The sequence below is a fragment of the Protofrankia sp. Cas8 genome (assembly GCF_963555845.1).
Lineage (GTDB): Bacteria > Actinomycetota > Actinomycetes > Frankiales > Frankiaceae > Protofrankia.
Window position 1 is genome coordinate 5,214 of the sequence record NZ_CAUVXI010000036.1, and the last position, 16,024, is coordinate 21,237.

Genomic DNA, 16,024 nt, shown 5'->3' on the forward strand with positions numbered 1-16,024 from the left:
GCTCGCGGCGTCGCTGAACAACCTGGCGCTCTTCCTGTCGGAGGTGGGCCGGCGCGCCGAAGCGCTCGCCCCCGCCACCGAAGCGGCCGACCTCTACCGGCGGTTGGCCGAGGCCGCCCCCGACGCCTACCTCCCCAACCTCGCCCTGTCGCTGACCAACCAGGCGAAGTCGCTGTCGGAGGTGGGCCGGCGCGCCGAGGCCCTCGCGCCCGCCACCGAGGCGGTCGACCTCTACCGGCGGTTGGCCGAGGTGGCCCCCGACGCCTACCTCCCCGACCTCGCCGGGTCGCTGAACAACCAGGCGGCCTTCCTGTCGGGGGTGGGCCGGCGCGCCGAGGCGCTCGCGCCCGCCACCGAAGCGGTCGACATCCGTCGGCGGTTGGCCGAGGTGGCCCCCGACGCCTACCTCCCCGACCTCGCGGGGTCGCTGAACAATCTGGCGGTCCGGCTGTCGGCGGTGGGCCGGCGGGCCGAGGCGCTCGCCCCCGCCACCGAAGCGGTCGACCTGTACCGGCGGTTGGCCGAGGCCGCCCCCGACGCCTACCTCCCCGACCTCGCGGGGTCGCTGAACAATCTGGCGGTCCGGCTGTCGGAGGTGGGCCGGCGGGCCGAGGCGCTCGCGCCCGCCACCGAGGCGGTCGACATCCGTCGGCGGCTCGCCGAGGCCGCCCCCGACGCCTACCTCCCCGACCTCGCGGGGTCGCTGAACGACCTGGCGCTCTTCCTGTCGGAGGTGGGCCGGCGCGCCGAGGCGCTGACCACCGCCACCGAAGCGGTCGACCTCTACCGGCGGTTGGCCGAGGCCGCCCCCGACGCCTACCTCCCCAACCTCGCCCTGTCGCTGGGCAACCAGGCGAAGTCGCTGTCGGAGGTGGGCCGGCGCGCCGAGGCGCTCGCGCCCGCCACCGAGGCGGTCGGCCTCTACCGGCGGTTGGCCGAGGTGGCCCCCGACGCCTACCTCCCCGACCTCGCCGGGTCGCTGAACAACCAGGCGGCCTTCCTGTCGGGGGTGGGCCGGCGCGTCGAGGCGCTCGCGCCCGCCACCGAGGCGGTCGACCTCTACCGGCGGTTGGCCGAGGCCGCCCCCGACGCCTACCTGCCCAACCTCGCGATGTCGCTGAACAATCTGGCGAACGTCCTGTCGGAGGTGGGCCGGCGCGCCGAGGCCCTCGCCCCCGCCACCGAAGCCGTTGACCTCTACCGGCGGTTGGCCGAGGTGGCCCCCGACGCCTACCTCCCCGACCTCGCGATGTCGCTGAACACTCTGGCGAACCGACTGTCGGAGGTGGGCCGGCGCGCCGAGGCCCTCGCCCCCGCCACCGAAGCGGTCACCATCCGTCGGCGGCTGGCCGAGGCCGCCCCCGACGCCTACCTGCCCGACCTCGCGATGTCGCTGAACAATCTGGCGATCCGACTGTCGGAGGTGGGCCGGCGCGCCGAGGCGCTCGCCCCCGCCACCGAAGCGGTCACCATCCGTCGGCGGCTGGCCGAGGCCGCCCCCGACGCCTACCTCCCCGACCTCGCCCTGTCGCTGAACAATTTGGCGATCCGGCTGTCGGAGGTGGGCCGGCGCGCCGAGGCGCTCGCCCCCGCCACCGAAGCCGTGCAGATTTTCACCCAGCTTGCCGAGGAGTTTCCAGACCGGTTCAGTTCGTCTCGCGATACGGCGGCAGAAACCTTACGACGCCTGAGCTCACCCGAGGTGGACGACGAATAGTGCGAGGTGTCGACCTGCTACGTGTCTTTGGCATCCAGGTCACGGAGTCACCGTACCGGCCACCCGGCCCAGTTCTCGGCGCTCACGCCAGAAGAGAAACAGAAACACCGCACCAGCGAAGAACACCAGGCCGAGGACCGAGAGGTACATCGGATAGTAGTGCCGCCAGTCGAAAATAGACCTTTCAGCATCCACCTCCCGATATGAACCACCGAAGAATCCCAGAATGATCCCGATCGGGACGGCAACGACGGACAGAAAGCCGACCGCGACGCCGTACCGGAGCCGTCGAAGATCCTGCTTTCGGGCATCGATCGAATCCTGTGACGCCTGTTCGGCACCCAGGACCGACGCCAGCCGGGCCAGCATCGCCGACACCGTCGACACATTGTCGGTAAGCCCCGCGTACTCGATGAGCTGACGATGGAAGTTCTCCACCCGTAGCGCGGGAATCAGAATACCGATCTCGCACGCCGTCTCCACCCCGAAGGTCAGCTGCAATTCCTGTTCGGCCATCGTCTCATTGATCCTGACGAGTTCCGCGCGGCGCTCCGCCGTACTCAGCGCGGTACGGTCACGGGAAAGGTCACGGATGCGTAACAGCGCGTCGTAGGCGGCTAGCCGAATCTGGCGGATCTTACCGGTCGCGGCGACGATCTGTACCGCGGACAGGAGGGCACAGTTCTCGATGTAGTCCTGCTGGGCGGACAACACCGAGACGTAGGCGCCCACGGCCGCGCCGCTGGAGGGTCGCCGGTTGAGTTCAGCGGGAAACTGGATGGACGAATACACGGGGTTCCAGTCGAGGTCCGCCCGGTAGACGATCCGTTGGACCGTATCCTCGGGCAGCGTCGCGGACGTGAACACCATCTGGTGCCGCTGCGGGCCCAGCGCTGTCACGCCGACGCTCGCCACGACCTGGACGTCAGCCCCGTCGAGGGTCTCGGCCACATAGCGTTCCAGCGGCGAGGATTCAACCATGACATGATCGTAATAGCAGTCTTCGAGAAACGGGATGAGCACCTTCGGCGCACATTCAACATCCACGGAAAATACGGCGACGACCGGCCCCGCCTGGACGTCAAATAACCACAGTCGCGCTTTGCACACGGTAGCCGTCGTGGATTCCCCCCGACGGAACTTCAGAGAATCCGCGTCGATGTCTCGACAGGCCAGGACGCGCGGAAGCTGCTGGACCGCGGCAATGTAGAAGGGTTCCAGCCGCCCGAGCCGAAGAAACTCCGACGGCGGCCGGCCTTCCGCCCGTAAAAGGTCGACGGTCTCAGCGGTCGTCGCGATGACGGTGGAGATCCTGTGCACCGACCGTTCCACCGTGGGATCGAACGGCGGCACCGGCAGGGTCAACGCGCTCTCCACGTGGTCGCACGCGCACCAGGCTCATTGATGGAATCGATCCGACAACGGATTTCCTCATCAAGGCTCGCGCTCGTCCCATACTGCTGGAGCAGCCACGTGACCATCCCCAGCTCTCGCAGCGCGATGAACGTCCCGACAGTGCATGTCGCCGTGAATGACGCCGGTGCCCAGCTCGGATGTCAGGTCGGGAACGCGTGATTCCAGCGACGCCAGCAGCGCCGCGAGGGGGTCGACCAGGTCCTGTTCGATACCGTCCCGGCGCGCGCTGTCCAAGCGGGCGCGGATGAGCGCGAAGGGTTCCCACGCCTCGACAAGATCCCTCTCCGGGATGGCGAGATCGTGAGTGCCACCCGGAGCACGAGGCCGCGGTCCCGGTACGCGTAGAGCGCGTTCTCCCCGAACCGGAGGAGCTCCAGATCCGGTGGAGCCTCGACACCGAGCCGGGCGAGCACGTCGAACGCCGCCATGCGGGCGTCGGACTCCTTCCAGGCCACGGCGTCCTACCGGGCGAGACGGGAGTAGCGCGAGGGACGGTAGGGAGGGAGCGCGAAAACCGCGCCCGGCCGGTCCCGCTCCCTGGAACGCGGACAAGCGGCCGGGCGCACCAACGCGATCAGACTCACGGTCCCGTTCAGGGTCGAGGCTCTCCGTCACCACCACCCAAGGCCCGCAAGCCGTCACAAGCATGCTGGACGGGACAATCCGGGCGCGGGCAGAGCGCCACCTCGTCCGTGCCTCGGTCCGGGTCGGGCGGTGGAACCCCGGTCTCCCGAGGAGCGGCGGAACCCGCAAAACCGGGGTCGGTGACCCCACCCGGATCCGCTGACGCACATCAGCGAGCAACATCAACAGATGAAGACAAGTATCGAAACCGTGGGGTAAACGTGGGGTTCGGTGCCTCGGACGCCCGGATGCGCGACAAGAAGTGCCTGTGCTGCAAGCATTTTGGGTGGACCTAACGTGTCATTGGAAGAACCGCATAATCTTGGTGGAGGGCCCTGAGATCGCCGTTCGTCCGGTCGGGACACGGCTGCAGAGCAGGGACGACATCCCATGAGTGCGCAGGCGGACGGGTTTGGTCGTCCTCGAACAGGTGTTCCGAAATTGGGGTAGATTGCCTGGTCATGGTCCGGACGATGGTTCGTCGGATCGCCCGCACCGTCCCAGCACCCCGCTGAAGCCCCGCCAGCTACCCTAAGGGCCCACGGAGAGTGGTCAGTCGCGGTCTGTGTCTTCGGAACGGACGAGCAGATTCTGGTAGGTGCGGCGGTAGCGGACGTGTTTGCTCTTGAGGCTGTTGCCGACGATGTCGACCGAGCCTTCGTCTCGCATGATTTTCAGCCATCGTCGGATGGTCTGGTCGCTGAGACCGGTCCGTGTAACGAGTTCGGAGCGTGAGAGAGTCTCGTTGCCGAGGGCGACGAGCAGCTCCGGTCGGCGGTCGGCCCGAGAAGACTGGTCTTTCGCTGACGTTGTTCGCCAGGACAGTTGGTACCTGGCCCAACGGCGGGTTCCGGTCTGGGTGACGAGTTCGCGAGCGACCAGGTCCCGAAGCTCGCTGGTGGCGATACGGGAGTCGACTCCCGTCGCGTTGCGGTAGGCGCGGTTATCGAGGATTCCTTCCTGGCGCAGGAGCGCGAGGGCGACGCATTGGCTGTCGGTCAGGCCGTTCTCACCCAACCCGCTGATCCAGGCAACGGTCTCCTCGCTCAGCAAGGTGTGGTTGGGGAAAACGACGACGAACGACGAGATCTTGTCGTTGAAGTCCGGTGGGCTCATTCCTGCGGCGAGCAGCGAGTCGAGCATGGCGCGGATGCCCGACCCGCGGTTTTCGCAGACGGAGCGGGTCTCGCCGGGCAGCGGAACGTCTTCGAGGATCTTGATGAGGGTGGCGTTGCGGGCCGAGGAGACGCCTTCTTCGCCGAGGCTGTCGACCGTGACAGGACCGAACAGGCCGCCTGGATTGCGGATCACCAGGCGGTCGGGGTACATCTCGACCTGGATTTGGGCGCCTCGAGCGCCCCCGGACAGGTCCCGATGGACCAAGGCGTTGACGACGGCTTCACGCAGAGCGGTCTCGGGGTACTCCCAGACATCCTGCCGGCCCGCACCCCTGACGACAGCCCGACGAGACATGTTCCGGCGGACGGCCGCCAGCGTGTCGCGGATCATGACCGGGACCGGGCCTTCCAACGTCACGTTGTCCAGGAACCTCTCGGTGGACCGGCCGCCGGTCTCGGTCGGGTAGTGAACGAAGGTGACCATCAGCTGCGGGAAGTGCTCCTGTGGATACCTACCGAGTGCGAGCAAGCCTCCCAGCGATACCTCGTCCCCGCCGTCGCGCCGGGTCACGAGCACCTTGGCGCGACGCAGCACTGCCAAGCGGTCCAAGTCCTTGAAGGCGTAGGGCCTGCTGGTCCTCAGCCGGGCGACCAATGCATCGACAGTGGTCGCATCCAGTTGATCGAGACCAACGCCGGGGACCGCCTGCTCGTCCTCACGGGGCTGACCACGTGACGAGAGCATCATCTGTACCTCGTAGGCCGACAGCCGACGATCACCGTCGCCCACCCTGACGTAGCTGCCCTTGGTGATGCCGGCCCCACGTGAGTAGCAGGGTTTCCGCGCGGGATCGAGCTCAGGGACCTCGGCGACCAGGATCTGGGCGCCCTCGAAGTCGTGGACCTTGATCAGTAGCCGCAACGGCGGTTCCATGTCCTCGGAGCACATGGAACCGAGATCAGCTGCGAGCCTCGCCGGATCGGGAAGTCCCGTCGCCACGAAGCCCTGAGCCTCGTCCAGACCAAGGACGACCACACCGCCTCGCGTGTTCGCGAACCCCGAGAGAGTCTCGCGCAGCGACTTCGGCAACCCGCCGTGGGCCTTCTTCACCTCCACGTCGGTGATGTCCGCACCGATGGTGCGAAGGTTGTCGACGATCTCCGCGAGTTCGATGTCGAGCATCCAGCCTCCTCACCAGCGACCATGCTAGCTAGCATGATAGTTGGCATGAACAGTGGCCGGGTGCCGGTCGTCGACGGGTGTTGAACGAGTCGGACAGATTTGCGGCGGGCTCCTGCGCGAAGTGGACTGCGGCCCGGTTGGTGGTCACCCCCCGGCCGGCATCCGTGGGCCAGTGCCGGTGCGAAGAATGCTTCGAGATGTCCTCAGTCGCCATCGACGGTGACGCTGGCGTGGGCGCGACGGGGTGCCTGGCTGATTGTGCAACCCGGATCTGTTGGGCCGAGGGGGTATGCCGCGACGGTTGCTGTTCCGGCAGTGTCGCCGGTGTCCGCCTGTGCTAGCATTGCCTGCATTGCTAGCAGGAGGTGGTCCCGATGGCGGCTGTCAGCATTCGAGACCTCGACGACAGCGTGCGGGAGCGGCTGCGCGTACGGGCGGCGCACCACGGCCGTTCGATGGAGGCCGAGATCCGCGCGATCCTCACCGAGGCGGTCAGCGAGCCCGAGGACGCTGCTGGTCTCGCTCAGGCTCTGCTCGCCCGGTTCGGCGCGCTTGGTGGCGTCGATCTCCAGCTGCCGGCGCGGACCCAGGCACCGCGCGCAGCGGACCTGCCCACGTGACCGGGTACCACCCTTGACGCTGATCGTTCTTGATACCAACGTCATCTCCGAGCTCATGCGCGCGGCGCCAGCCGCCCGCGTCGTGACCTGGGTGACCGGCCGGCCGGGTACCGCCTTGAACACGACCTCGGTGAGCCTGGCTGAGGTGCGTTACGGCATCGTCCGACTGCCGATCGGTCGCCGCCGCGAACTGCTGCTGGCGGCCGCGGACGACGTCTTTGCGGTATTCCGGGATAAAGTCCTGCCTTTCGACGCCGCGGCGGGCCGCCACTACGCCGACGTGGTGGTCGAGCGGGAACAAGCCGGGGCTCCGATCAGCGGCTTCGACGCCCAGATCGCGGCCATCTGTCGATCCCACGACGCCGTGCTGGCCACCCGTAACACCAACGACTTCACCGGCCTGGGTCTGGAGCTGGTCAACCCCTGGGGCGCCGACGCTTTGCCCGCCGAGTAGACCACCACCCTGAGCGTCCGCGTGCCCACAACGTGCCTACAACGATCCATGACGGCGAAGAGGGGTAGCGGCCCGTGGAGAACGTTGCAGGTCAGCGGCTCCAGTTCCACGGCTGCGACCGAGGCAAGCACGCCTGAAGCCTGCGCGCGCAGCGCAGCGGCTATCTCATCGAAGTACGTAGTTTGTCGGGGCTTCCTTCGGGTCTCTGGATCACTCGATCATTAGGTCGATCCTGGCCGAGAAGATCCACGACGGTCGGTTCCTGCGTCTTATCGACGGACTGCTTCAGGCCGGATACCTGGAGGACTGGCGCTACCACGCGTGGCTCTGACGGTCCTACTCGGCACCACCGATACGTTTTGGCTGCTGTCCGCCGTTGCATTGATTCGCTGGGAGCGGGCTTTGTCCGATGGGAGCGTAAACGCGTCCGGCTGACCGAGGCCGCCGGGTGGGGGCTGTCGGAGGATCGGGGTATCACTTTCACGGCGGTCACCGCCCGAACCAGGAGGTCTGTGGTGCTCATCGCCATCCTCGATTTCAGTACCGCCGCGACCGACCGCCCGGCCGCCCTCGCCCAGCTCGACGGCGAGCGTGACCAGGTCCGCGCCATGGCGGGCAACGTTGCCTTCCGGGTCTACGCGTCGCGCGAGGACGACACCCGGATCACCGTCGTGCACGAGTGGGACGACCAGGCGTCGTTCGCCGGCTACCTCAGCTCGGATTCCTTCACGCGCTCCGGCGAGGTGCTCCGACCGATCATGACCGGGGCGCCGGTGAGTCGACGGTTCCACGCCGAGCTGCTGGAGGTGGTCGCCTGAACGACGTCGCGGCCGATTCCTACGATCGGCCCGTGCGAGACCTGTCGATGGCCCGGAAGGCGTACAGCTTCGTCCGGACGTTCGCGCCGGAGCCCGATCGCGATCTCTGCGTCGACCGCCACTACCTGCTCTGCGCCTCCGCCGGCGCCCTCCGGTTGGAGGCCCAGGGTCAGGCGTGGCTGCTGCCGCCGGCCCGGGCCGCGCTGATCGAGGCAGGCCGGCCCATCCGGGTCAGCATCCCGCGGCCCGTCACCACCGCGTCGGTTCTGTTCGACACCGCATTCACCCCGGCGCTGCCAGCACCGTTGACGGTGTTCGACCTCAACCCGCTGGCCCGGGCACTGGTGAACGAGTGCGGCGCGTGGGGCGAGAGCGATGAACCCCTTACGGCCTACGGCGAGACGCTGTTCGCCGCGCTCGCCGCGGTGACCTGGCGGCTCGCCGAGCAGCCAAGCCCTGTCGTCGTGCCGGCCGGACGATCACCGGAGCTGCGCCGGGCTCTACGGCTGACCGAACAGCGGCTCGGCAGCGAGGTCCGCTTCGAAGACCTCGCCGACGAGGTGGGCCTCGCGCCACGGTCGCTGGCCCGGCGCTTTGAAGCGGAAACCGGTATGACCTGGCGGGCGGTCCTGCGCCGCATGCGAGTCGTGCGGGCGATCGAGGAGCTCGCCGCCGGCGACACCCCAATAACCACGATCGCCTTCATGACCGGCTACACCTCCCTGTCAGCGTTCAATACCGCCTTCCGGGACCTGACCGGCCGCACACCCACGGAGTACCGGGCCAGCTTCCGACCCTGACCGGACCGGGCCCGAACGCTCCGTCCTGACGCCCAGACCAAACGCCCGAGTCTCAACGCACGACTCCCCGGACGCTGTATCGAGCCGCACTGTCCCCGAACGTAGCGCCTGCGGACGCCGAACCGGGCGCTGCAGCAACGCACTCGTCAGAGCCGTCCAAGACGTAACGAGGAGGTTGAGAAGATCGAGAAGTTGGGCTTGAGAACCGCCGAATGCCCAGGTCGGACGTTACGTGACACCCACCCAAGGGGCGGTTGGTGGACCTAACGCACCAGAATAGGAATCGTTTGATCTTTGTTCAGGGTCCCGAAATCACCATCCGCCCGGTCTCCACGCGTGCCCTGACCAGGGGCGATGTCCAGTGAACGCCGAATCGACAACATCATCTGCAGAGATGAACACATGTTCCGGAATCCTGGTAGGTGCGGAGGCTCCGGTCTGTCTGGTCACCGTGCTCATGGGGATCGTCGTCGCGTTGACGTCCGCCTGCGCTTCGGGAATGTGCTCACGCCCGGGCTACGACTCGGCCTCCCGATATGGATGGGGCCGAATCCGCCCTCAGATCCCGCCGCGCCCGCTACGGCGGCTGTGCTGGCTCGCCGTTTGCATGCCGACGAGGTGCTCCATCTATCAGGCAGGAGGTGATCAGGCGCGACGTAAGGATGGGCCGGTCCCGTGACAGCACCCAGAGCTGCGCCGCCTCGGATCCCTCAGATGGCGTTCTGCAGTCCTCGCCGGATCTCGGGCTGAGCTGGTCTCTGCGGCGACCGGTGTCGGCTTGGTCAGGGTGAAGAGGAACGCGACGACAGCCCGGCCGAGTCCGTCGACGTCCGGCTCCCGTAGGCAGAGCGGAATGCCGACTCGGCTGAGCCCATCCTGACCGTGACGGGCGCAGCCGTGGTACCGCGAACGACGAGGCGTGGCGGGATGACGTTCTCGCGGTCCGGCGTGGCCTCCCCATCCAGGCGGGCGATGGCGCGGCCGACGGCGAGTTCCGCCAGGCGGGGGATGTCCTGGGCGACGGTAGTGAGGTTGATGTGGGCGAGGCGGGCTAGGTGGGTGTCGTCGAAGCCGACCACGGAGACCTCGTCGGGGACTGTGACACCAGCCCGCAGGAAGGCGTCGAGGACACCCGTCGCGCAGTGGTCGTTGAAGGCGAGGACCGCGCTCGGCTGGGGGGCTTCGGCGAGCAGAGTGCGCGCGGCCTGCGCGCCGTCCTCCTCGGTGAGCCCGCCGGGCAGGACGCGGACGTGGTCGGCGAGGCCGTGGCGGTTCATCGCGGTGCGGTAGCCGCGGCGGCGGTCGGCGGCGCCGGGCGCCCTGCCGCCGTCGATGTGGACGATGGCGCGGTGTCCGAGCGCCACCAGGTGCTCGAGGGCCTGGCGGGCGCCCTCGTCGTCGGCGCTGCGGACGACGTCCACGCCCGGCGGGGCGGGCCGCAGCCGCCGGGCCACCGAGACGACCGGGACCTGGGCCGCGAGGTCCGCCAGCCGGGCGGCCGGGACCTCGGGGCCGAGCAGGATGAGGGCCTCGCACCGGTCGGCGAGCAGCGCCTCCACGGCCTGCCGCTCGCCGCGGGATGGCGCGACCGCGCTGAGGGCCACCTGGTAGCCGGCGGGCTCGGCGGCGGCGTAGATGCCCTCCACCAGGTCGGTGTGGAACGGATGGCGCAGCCCGAACTGCACGCCGAGCAGGCGCGAGCGGCTGCTGCGCAGCAGCCGGGCACGGGTGTCAGGCCGGTAGCCGAGCTCCTCGGCGGCCCTGAGTACCCGCGCGCGGGTGGCGGCACTCGCGCCCTTGGCCCCGCGCATCACGATGGAGGCCAGCGCGACGGACACGCCCGTTCGTGTCGCGACGTCGGCCAGGGTCGGCCGCTTCCTGCCGGGGACCGCGGGGGTGGCTGGCACGGCTGTCCTCCCTGGCCGAGCCGGTCGAGGTGTCCTTCCCGGCCAGGATCGTAGCTGCTCCGACGAGAGAGCTGGAACGTTCTAGCCCCGTCTTCCGCAGATGGGGCTTCGATGGGTCGACGGGCCATTCGTCGGTCATGGTGGCTGGGTCGGGTCGACGCCGAGGATATCGAGGAGGAGCTGTTGAAGGGGTCCGGGCCGGGGGAAGCCCACACCCGGGCCCAGGACTCGACGTGCAGCAACGGCGTCGGGGACGTCAGCCGGTTCGCGACCAGCGCGGCGATGACCTGGCCGTGGCTAAGGCCGAGACGTCCTGGCGGATCGGGCAGAGCCGGTCGACCGTGCCCACCAGGTCGAGGCGCTCCAGATAGTCCCGCACGACCGGCAACGCGCCGAGCGGCTTCTCCATGCTCGGCGGCCCGTAGCCGACCACCACCCGCTCCCTCATCCTGACCGGCACAGCCCCGCACGGCGCCAGGCCGAACACTCCCCGCACCAGCGACCACCACACCGCCCAGCCAAAAGATCACGCAACCGGCACGCCGCACGCACGTGCGGAAGACAGGTCTAGTCGCGCGGAGGCTTGACAGAAGGACCGGGCAACTGGCGTACTGTCCCGAGTTCTAGAACGTTCTAGTCGTCCGACGTCCGGAGAGCCTGAGAACAGCGAGAGCCTGAGAAGAGGGCGAGCATGTACACGTTGGCGGTCTGTGCCGAGATGGTCTTCCGCGACCGGCCGATCCACGAGCGGGCGCGGCGCATCCACGACGCCGGCTTCCAGGTCGAGATCTGGGACTGGACCCGGCACGATCTCGACGCGCTCGCGCGGACCCCGGCCAAGTTCTCGTCGATGACGGGCTACATCCGGGGCAGCCTCACCGACGAGGTGGGCGCCGCCGAACTGCTGCGCACCGCCGGGGAGTCGGTCATGGCCGCCAGGCACCTGGGCTGTCCCCGGCTGAACCTGCACGGCACCGGACTGGACGCCGAGGGCCTGCCGGTGGTGCCGGTGACCGGCGAGCCTACGGGCCCCATGTGGATCGCCGCCCACCGCACCCTGACCCGGCTCGCCGACCTGGGCGAGAGCACCGGGATCACCTTCACCCTGGAGAACCTCAATACCGCCGTCGACCACCCGGGCGTACCGTTCGCGACGGCCGCCGACATCCTCGCCCTGGTCGCGGCCGTGGACCGCCCCGGCCTGCGCATGAACCTGGACCTGTACCACGCCCAGATCGGCGAGGGGAACCTCATCGAACTGGTCCGCAGGGCGCACGGGTTGGGCCTGATCGGCGAGATCCAGGTGGCGGACGTACCCGGCCGCCAGGAGCCTGGCACCGGCGAGATCAACTACCCGGCCGTCGCCCGCGCCCTGGCGGACCTCGGCTACGACGGCACGGTCGCCCTGGAGGCCTGGGCCTCCGACGACGGCGACCGCGCCCTGGAGCGCTTCCGCTCGGCCTTCGCCCTCTGACCACGGTCACCACAGACGTACGGAGAACCTGCATGACCACCCACCAACCCCTCGCCGTGGGCCTCGTCGGCGCCGGACGCATGGGCTCCTTCCACGCCGAGACCCTCGCGCACCGCCTGCCCGGCGTCCGCCTGGCCGCGGTCGCCGACCCGGCCCCGGGCGCGGCGCGGCACCTGGCCGACCGGCTCGACTGCCCCACGGCGTACACCGAGATCGGCGAGCTGTTCGCGGATGCGGAGGTCGACGCGGTGGTGATCGCCACGCCGGCCCGCACCCACGCCGACCTGGTCGAGGCTGCGGCGCGGGCGGGCAAGGCCGTCTACTGCGAGAAACCGATGGCGGTCACCCTCGCGGAGGCCGACCGTGCCATCGTGGCCGCCGCCGGGGCGGGCGTGCCGCTCCAGGTCGGCTTCAACCGCCGCTACGACACCGGCTTCCGCGCCGCGCACGAGAAGGTGGCCGCGGGCGCGATCGGCACCCCGCAGCTGCTGCGCTCGCTCACGCGCGACCCGAAGCTGGCCGACCCGGCTCGCGTCCCGCCGTGGACGATCTTCCTGGAGACCCTTATCCACGACTTCGACACCCTGCGCTACCTCAATCCGGGCGCCGAGCCGGTGGATGCGTTCGCCTGGGCCGACGCCCTGGTCCGCCCCGACTTCAAGGAGCGCGGCCTGCTGGACACGGCCGTGGTCACGATCCGCTTCGACAACGGCGCCCTCGCCACCGCGGAGGCCAACTTCCAGGCGGTGTACGGCTACGACGTGCGCGGTGAGGTCTTCGGCTCGGCGGGAATGCTGACGATGGGCGACATCCGGCGCACCCATCTGACGGCCTACGGCGCGGCCGGCATCGGCGCCGAGTGCGTCGCGTATGACCAGGATCTGTTCCACGACGCGTACGTCGCCGAGCTCGCCGACTTCGCCGACAGCGTCCGCACCGCCCGCGCCCCGTCGGTCACGGGCGAGGACGCCCGCGCCGCTCTGACGATCGCGTTGGCGGCCATACGGTCGGTGCAGAAGGAAGCGCCCGTACGCATCGAGGACGTCAAGGACGAGGCCGCCTGACTGGCTCCCTCGGAGGGTGTACTGGCTCTGGTCGGTCGAGAGGTGACGTCGCACCGAACGCCAGCTCCAGCTGCCCGGGACGAGGCAGCACTGGAACGAGGCAGCACTGGAACTTGGCGGCCTCGCACCGCCGTGCCCAGCGCTCGCTCATGGCCGGTCGACCAGGGTGACCTCGAACGAGTAGCTGTCCGCGCGGTACACGTGGTCGCCCCACTCGACTGCCTGGCCGGTCTCGTCGAAGGCGGTCCGGTCCATGGTCAGGATCGGTGCACCACGCCGCACCTGGAGCAGCGCAGCCTCCCGGGTCCCGGCGGCGCGGGCCCCGATCCGCTGGTTGGCCACCTTGATCTCGACGCCCGCGACCATGAGCAGGGCGTACAGACTGCCGGCCTCAAGTTCCTGCTCGTCGAACGTCACGAGGTGCTCGGGAAGGACGTTGCGCATCACGGCGAGCGGCTCGTTCTGGGCCAGTCGGAGCCGTTCGATGGCGACTACGGTGCTGCCAGCCGGCACGCCCAGCCGGCTTGCGGCCTCGGCGTCCGCCTCGACCCGCTCAATGCTCAGCACCTTGGTGGTGGGGTGCTGGTTCGCCCGGTCCAGGTCCGACCAGAGGCTGCTGAGCCGGACCGGCCGGCGCACCCTGCCGTGCACGACCTGGGTACCGACGCCCCGGCGGCGCACCAGCAGGCCCTGGCGGACCAGTTCCCCGATGGCTTGGCGGACGGTCGGGCGGGACAGCCCGTGCCGGTCGGCCAGCTTGACCTCGTTCTCCAGCCGCGAGCCAGGCGGTAGCTCACCGCGTTCGATCGCCTGCTCGATCTGCTGCGCGACCTGGTAGTACAGCGGTACCGGACTCGACCGGTCCAGCTTAAAGGTGAGCGGGCTCATCCTCCGCCTTCCTCATGGGCTGTCCTCGTGGGCTGCGCGCGCTGCGGCCACCCTCGGGTGGGGGCGTGCGCATCGCAACCCTCTCTCCACCTAGTTTGTAAGGACATTCGGTCAATCTGTTGACAGTGTTATGTGTGATAGCTCATAGTCCTGAGTCAAGGTCAAGAGTCAAGCCGGGGCAGGACAGCTCGGCCATCGTGGCAGCTCGGACTGTAAGGGGAAACATGCGCATTGGGCTCGTCGGGGTCGGCCGGATCGGCTCCTTCCACGCAGATACCCTCCGCTGCATCCCCGAGATCGACTCGATCGTCGTCGCGGACGCGGACCAGCGTCGGGCACACGCGGTCGCCGGCAGGCTCGGGCTCGCGGCGGTCGACTCGCCCGAGGACCTGTTCGGCGCCGGGATCGACGGCCTCGTGATCGCGGCCGCCACCGACGCGCACGCGCCGCTGCTCATCGCGGCGGTCCAGGCCGGTGTCACCACCTTCTGCGAGAAGCCGGTGGCGCCCGACGTCGAGGGCACCGTCGCGGTGCTGGACAAGGTCACCAGCTCGGGGGTGGAGGTGCAGATCGGGTTCCAGCGCCGCTTCGACCCCGGCTACGCGACCGCCCGCGAGGCGGTGGCCTCAGGCCGGCTCGGCTGGTTGCACACACTTCGGGCGGGAACCCTCGACCCCGCGCCGCCCGGTCCTGACTACGTCGCCACGTCCGGTGGCTTCTTCCGTGACTGCAGCGTGCATGACTTCGACGCCATCCGCTGGGTCACCGGTTGCGAGGTGGTGGAGGTGTACGCGACCGGGGCCAACCGGGGCGCACAGTATTTCGCGGACTTCGGCGACGTCGACACGGCCGCGGCCCTGCTGACTCTCGACGACGGCGCGTTCGCGCACGTGGCGGGCACGCGCTACAACGCGGCCGGCTATGACGTCCGGCTCGAAGTGCTTGGCGCGAAGGACAGTATTTCCGTCGGGCTGGACGACCGGCTGCCGCTGCGCTCGGCTGAACCCGGGGTCAGCTGGCCGGGCGGGACGCCCTACCCGATGTTCATGGACCGGTTCCGGGCCGCCTACCTCGCCGAGCTCACCGCGTTCGCCGGCCTGGTCGCGAGGCGGGGCAGCTCGTTGTGCACCGTCGCGGACGCGCTGGAGGCCTTCTACATCGCCGAGGCGTGCGAGCTGTCGCGGGCCGAGCGCCGCCCGGTCGCGATCGACGAGGTGCGTCTGTGACCCGCCTCCTCGACCGGATCGCCGCGGCTCCGATCTCGTGGGGGGTGTGCGAGGTGCCGGGCTGGGGCCACCAGCTTCCGCGGGCTCGGGTGCTCGACGAGATGCGTGGGCTGGGGCTTCGAGCTACCGAGTTCGGCCCCGACGGGTTCCTCCCGGCGGCTCCGACGGACCGGGCACGTGCCCTCGCGGCGTACGGGCTGGCTGCCGTTGGCGGCTTCGTCCCGGTGGTGCTGCACGATTCCACGCGCGACCCGGTGAAGGAGGTCGAGGCGGCGCTGGAGGCGTTCGCCGGCGCCGGCGTCCTCGTGCTGGCCGCGGCGACCGGCCTGGACGGGTATGACACCCGGCCGACATTGACCGACGCCGGCTGGCGGGTGCTGCTGCGCAACCTGGACCGGCTCACCGAGCTGGGCGCTGAACACGGTATCCGGGCGGCCCTGCATCCGCACGTGGGCACGATGGTCGAACGGGAGGACGAGGTGCGCCGGGTTCTGGACGGCAGCTCCGTCCCGCTCTGCCTGGACACCGGGCATCTGCTGATCGGCGGCACCGACCCGGCGGCGCTGGCCCGCGAGGCCACCGGCCGGATCGCGCACACACATCTGAAGGACGTCGACGCCGCCCTCGCCGCCCGGGTCCGCTCCGGGGACTCGACGTACACGGCGGCGGTGGCCGCAGGCATGTACCGGCCACTCGGCCAGGGCGACGTCGACAT

General features: G+C 69.3%; 14 protein-coding genes. 9 read left to right on the top strand and 5 right to left on the bottom strand.

Going from position 1 to position 16,024, the window contains the following annotated elements; all coding sequences use genetic code 11:
• A partial coding sequence (locus U9977_RS08070; RefSeq protein ID WP_322748568.1) for a tetratricopeptide repeat protein occupies window positions 1-1,717 on the top strand: 1,717 nt, incomplete at its 5' end.
• Window positions 1,718-1,756: 39 nt separating this feature from the next.
• Here U9977_RS08070 and U9977_RS08075 read toward each other — a convergent pair.
• Window positions 1,757-3,082: a hypothetical protein gene (locus U9977_RS08075; protein WP_322748569.1), complete on the bottom strand. Its 1,326-nt coding sequence runs from the start codon at window positions 3,080-3,082 to the stop codon at window positions 1,757-1,759.
• A 1,227-nt stretch (window positions 3,083-4,309) separates the two neighbouring features.
• A complete protein-coding gene (locus tag U9977_RS08080; protein ID WP_322748570.1) occupies window positions 4,310-6,058 on the bottom strand; it encodes an ATP-binding protein in 1,749 nt (582 codons plus the stop codon).
• Between the two features lie 374 nt (window positions 6,059-6,432).
• Between U9977_RS08080 and U9977_RS08085 the strand changes: the two genes are divergently transcribed.
• From U9977_RS08085 to U9977_RS08100, 4 genes are all read left to right on the top strand, one after another.
• Window positions 6,433-6,678, top strand: coding sequence for a FitA-like ribbon-helix-helix domain-containing protein (locus U9977_RS08085; RefSeq protein ID WP_322748571.1), 246 nt, complete (start codon window positions 6,433-6,435; stop codon window positions 6,676-6,678).
• 13 nt (window positions 6,679-6,691) lie between these two features.
• A complete protein-coding gene (locus U9977_RS08090; protein WP_322748572.1) occupies window positions 6,692-7,132 on the top strand; it encodes a type II toxin-antitoxin system VapC family toxin in 441 nt (146 codons plus the stop codon).
• Between the two features lie 515 nt (window positions 7,133-7,647).
• A complete protein-coding gene (locus tag U9977_RS08095) occupies window positions 7,648-7,950 on the top strand; it encodes a putative quinol monooxygenase (protein ID WP_416210515.1) in 303 nt (100 codons plus the stop codon).
• A gap of 47 nt (window positions 7,951-7,997) precedes the next feature.
• Window positions 7,998-8,750, top strand: a complete 753-nt coding sequence (locus U9977_RS08100) for a helix-turn-helix domain-containing protein (protein ID WP_416210280.1) — start codon at window positions 7,998-8,000, stop codon at window positions 8,748-8,750.
• Between the two features lie 782 nt (window positions 8,751-9,532).
• Here U9977_RS08100 and U9977_RS08105 read toward each other — a convergent pair.
• Together U9977_RS08105 and U9977_RS08110 are read right to left on the bottom strand one after the other, a co-directional pair.
• Complete coding sequence (locus U9977_RS08105; protein ID WP_322748575.1) at window positions 9,533-10,657, bottom strand: LacI family DNA-binding transcriptional regulator; 1,125 nt, start codon at window positions 10,655-10,657, stop codon at window positions 9,533-9,535.
• 256 nt (window positions 10,658-10,913) lie between these two features.
• Complete coding sequence (locus U9977_RS08110; RefSeq protein WP_322748576.1) at window positions 10,914-11,153, bottom strand: hypothetical protein; 240 nt, start codon at window positions 11,151-11,153, stop codon at window positions 10,914-10,916.
• 195 nt (window positions 11,154-11,348) lie between these two features.
• Here U9977_RS08110 and U9977_RS08115 point away from each other — a divergent pair, with 195 nt between their 5' ends.
• Both U9977_RS08115 and U9977_RS08120 read left to right on the top strand, forming a co-directional pair.
• Window positions 11,349-12,131, top strand: coding sequence for a TIM barrel protein (locus tag U9977_RS08115; RefSeq protein ID WP_322748577.1), 783 nt, complete (start codon window positions 11,349-11,351; stop codon window positions 12,129-12,131).
• Between the two features lie 32 nt (window positions 12,132-12,163).
• Complete coding sequence (locus tag U9977_RS08120; RefSeq protein WP_322748578.1) at window positions 12,164-13,195, top strand: Gfo/Idh/MocA family oxidoreductase; 1,032 nt, start codon at window positions 12,164-12,166, stop codon at window positions 13,193-13,195.
• A 147-nt stretch (window positions 13,196-13,342) separates the two neighbouring features.
• On the opposite strand, the gene U9977_RS08125 is transcribed toward U9977_RS08120, so the two are convergent.
• On the bottom strand, window positions 13,343-14,083 hold the full coding sequence (locus U9977_RS08125; RefSeq protein ID WP_322748579.1) for a GntR family transcriptional regulator: 741 nt from the start codon (window positions 14,081-14,083) through the stop codon (window positions 13,343-13,345).
• Window positions 14,084-14,307: 224 nt separating this feature from the next.
• Here U9977_RS08125 and U9977_RS08130 point away from each other — a divergent pair, with 224 nt between their 5' ends.
• Both U9977_RS08130 and U9977_RS08135 read left to right on the top strand, forming a co-directional pair.
• On the top strand, window positions 14,308-15,309 hold the full coding sequence (locus U9977_RS08130; protein ID WP_322748580.1) for a Gfo/Idh/MocA family oxidoreductase: 1,002 nt from the start codon (window positions 14,308-14,310) through the stop codon (window positions 15,307-15,309).
• On the top strand, window positions 15,306-16,024 hold a 719-nt coding region (locus U9977_RS08135), incomplete at its 3' end, for a sugar phosphate isomerase/epimerase (protein ID WP_322748581.1). The genes U9977_RS08130 and U9977_RS08135, both read left to right, overlap by 4 nt.

What these genes read in the sequence shown, in the direction of transcription:
- U9977_RS08130 (WP_322748580.1), top strand. Translation starts at nt 14,308, where the DNA reads ATGCGCATTGGGCTCGTCGGGGTCGGCCGGATCGGCTCCTTCCACGCA.
- U9977_RS08080 (WP_322748570.1), bottom strand. Translation starts at nt 6,058, where the DNA reads ATGCTCGACATCGAACTCGCGGAGATCGTCGACAACCTTCGCACCATC.
- U9977_RS08115 (WP_322748577.1), top strand. Translation starts at nt 11,349, where the DNA reads ATGTACACGTTGGCGGTCTGTGCCGAGATGGTCTTCCGCGACCGGCCG.
- U9977_RS08085 (WP_322748571.1), top strand. Translation starts at nt 6,433, where the DNA reads ATGGCGGCTGTCAGCATTCGAGACCTCGACGACAGCGTGCGGGAGCGG.
- U9977_RS08120 (WP_322748578.1), top strand. Translation starts at nt 12,164, where the DNA reads ATGACCACCCACCAACCCCTCGCCGTGGGCCTCGTCGGCGCCGGACGC.
- U9977_RS08100 (WP_416210280.1), top strand. Translation starts at nt 7,998, where the DNA reads ATGGCCCGGAAGGCGTACAGCTTCGTCCGGACGTTCGCGCCGGAGCCC.
- U9977_RS08125 (WP_322748579.1), bottom strand. Translation starts at nt 14,083, where the DNA reads ATGAGCCCGCTCACCTTTAAGCTGGACCGGTCGAGTCCGGTACCGCTG.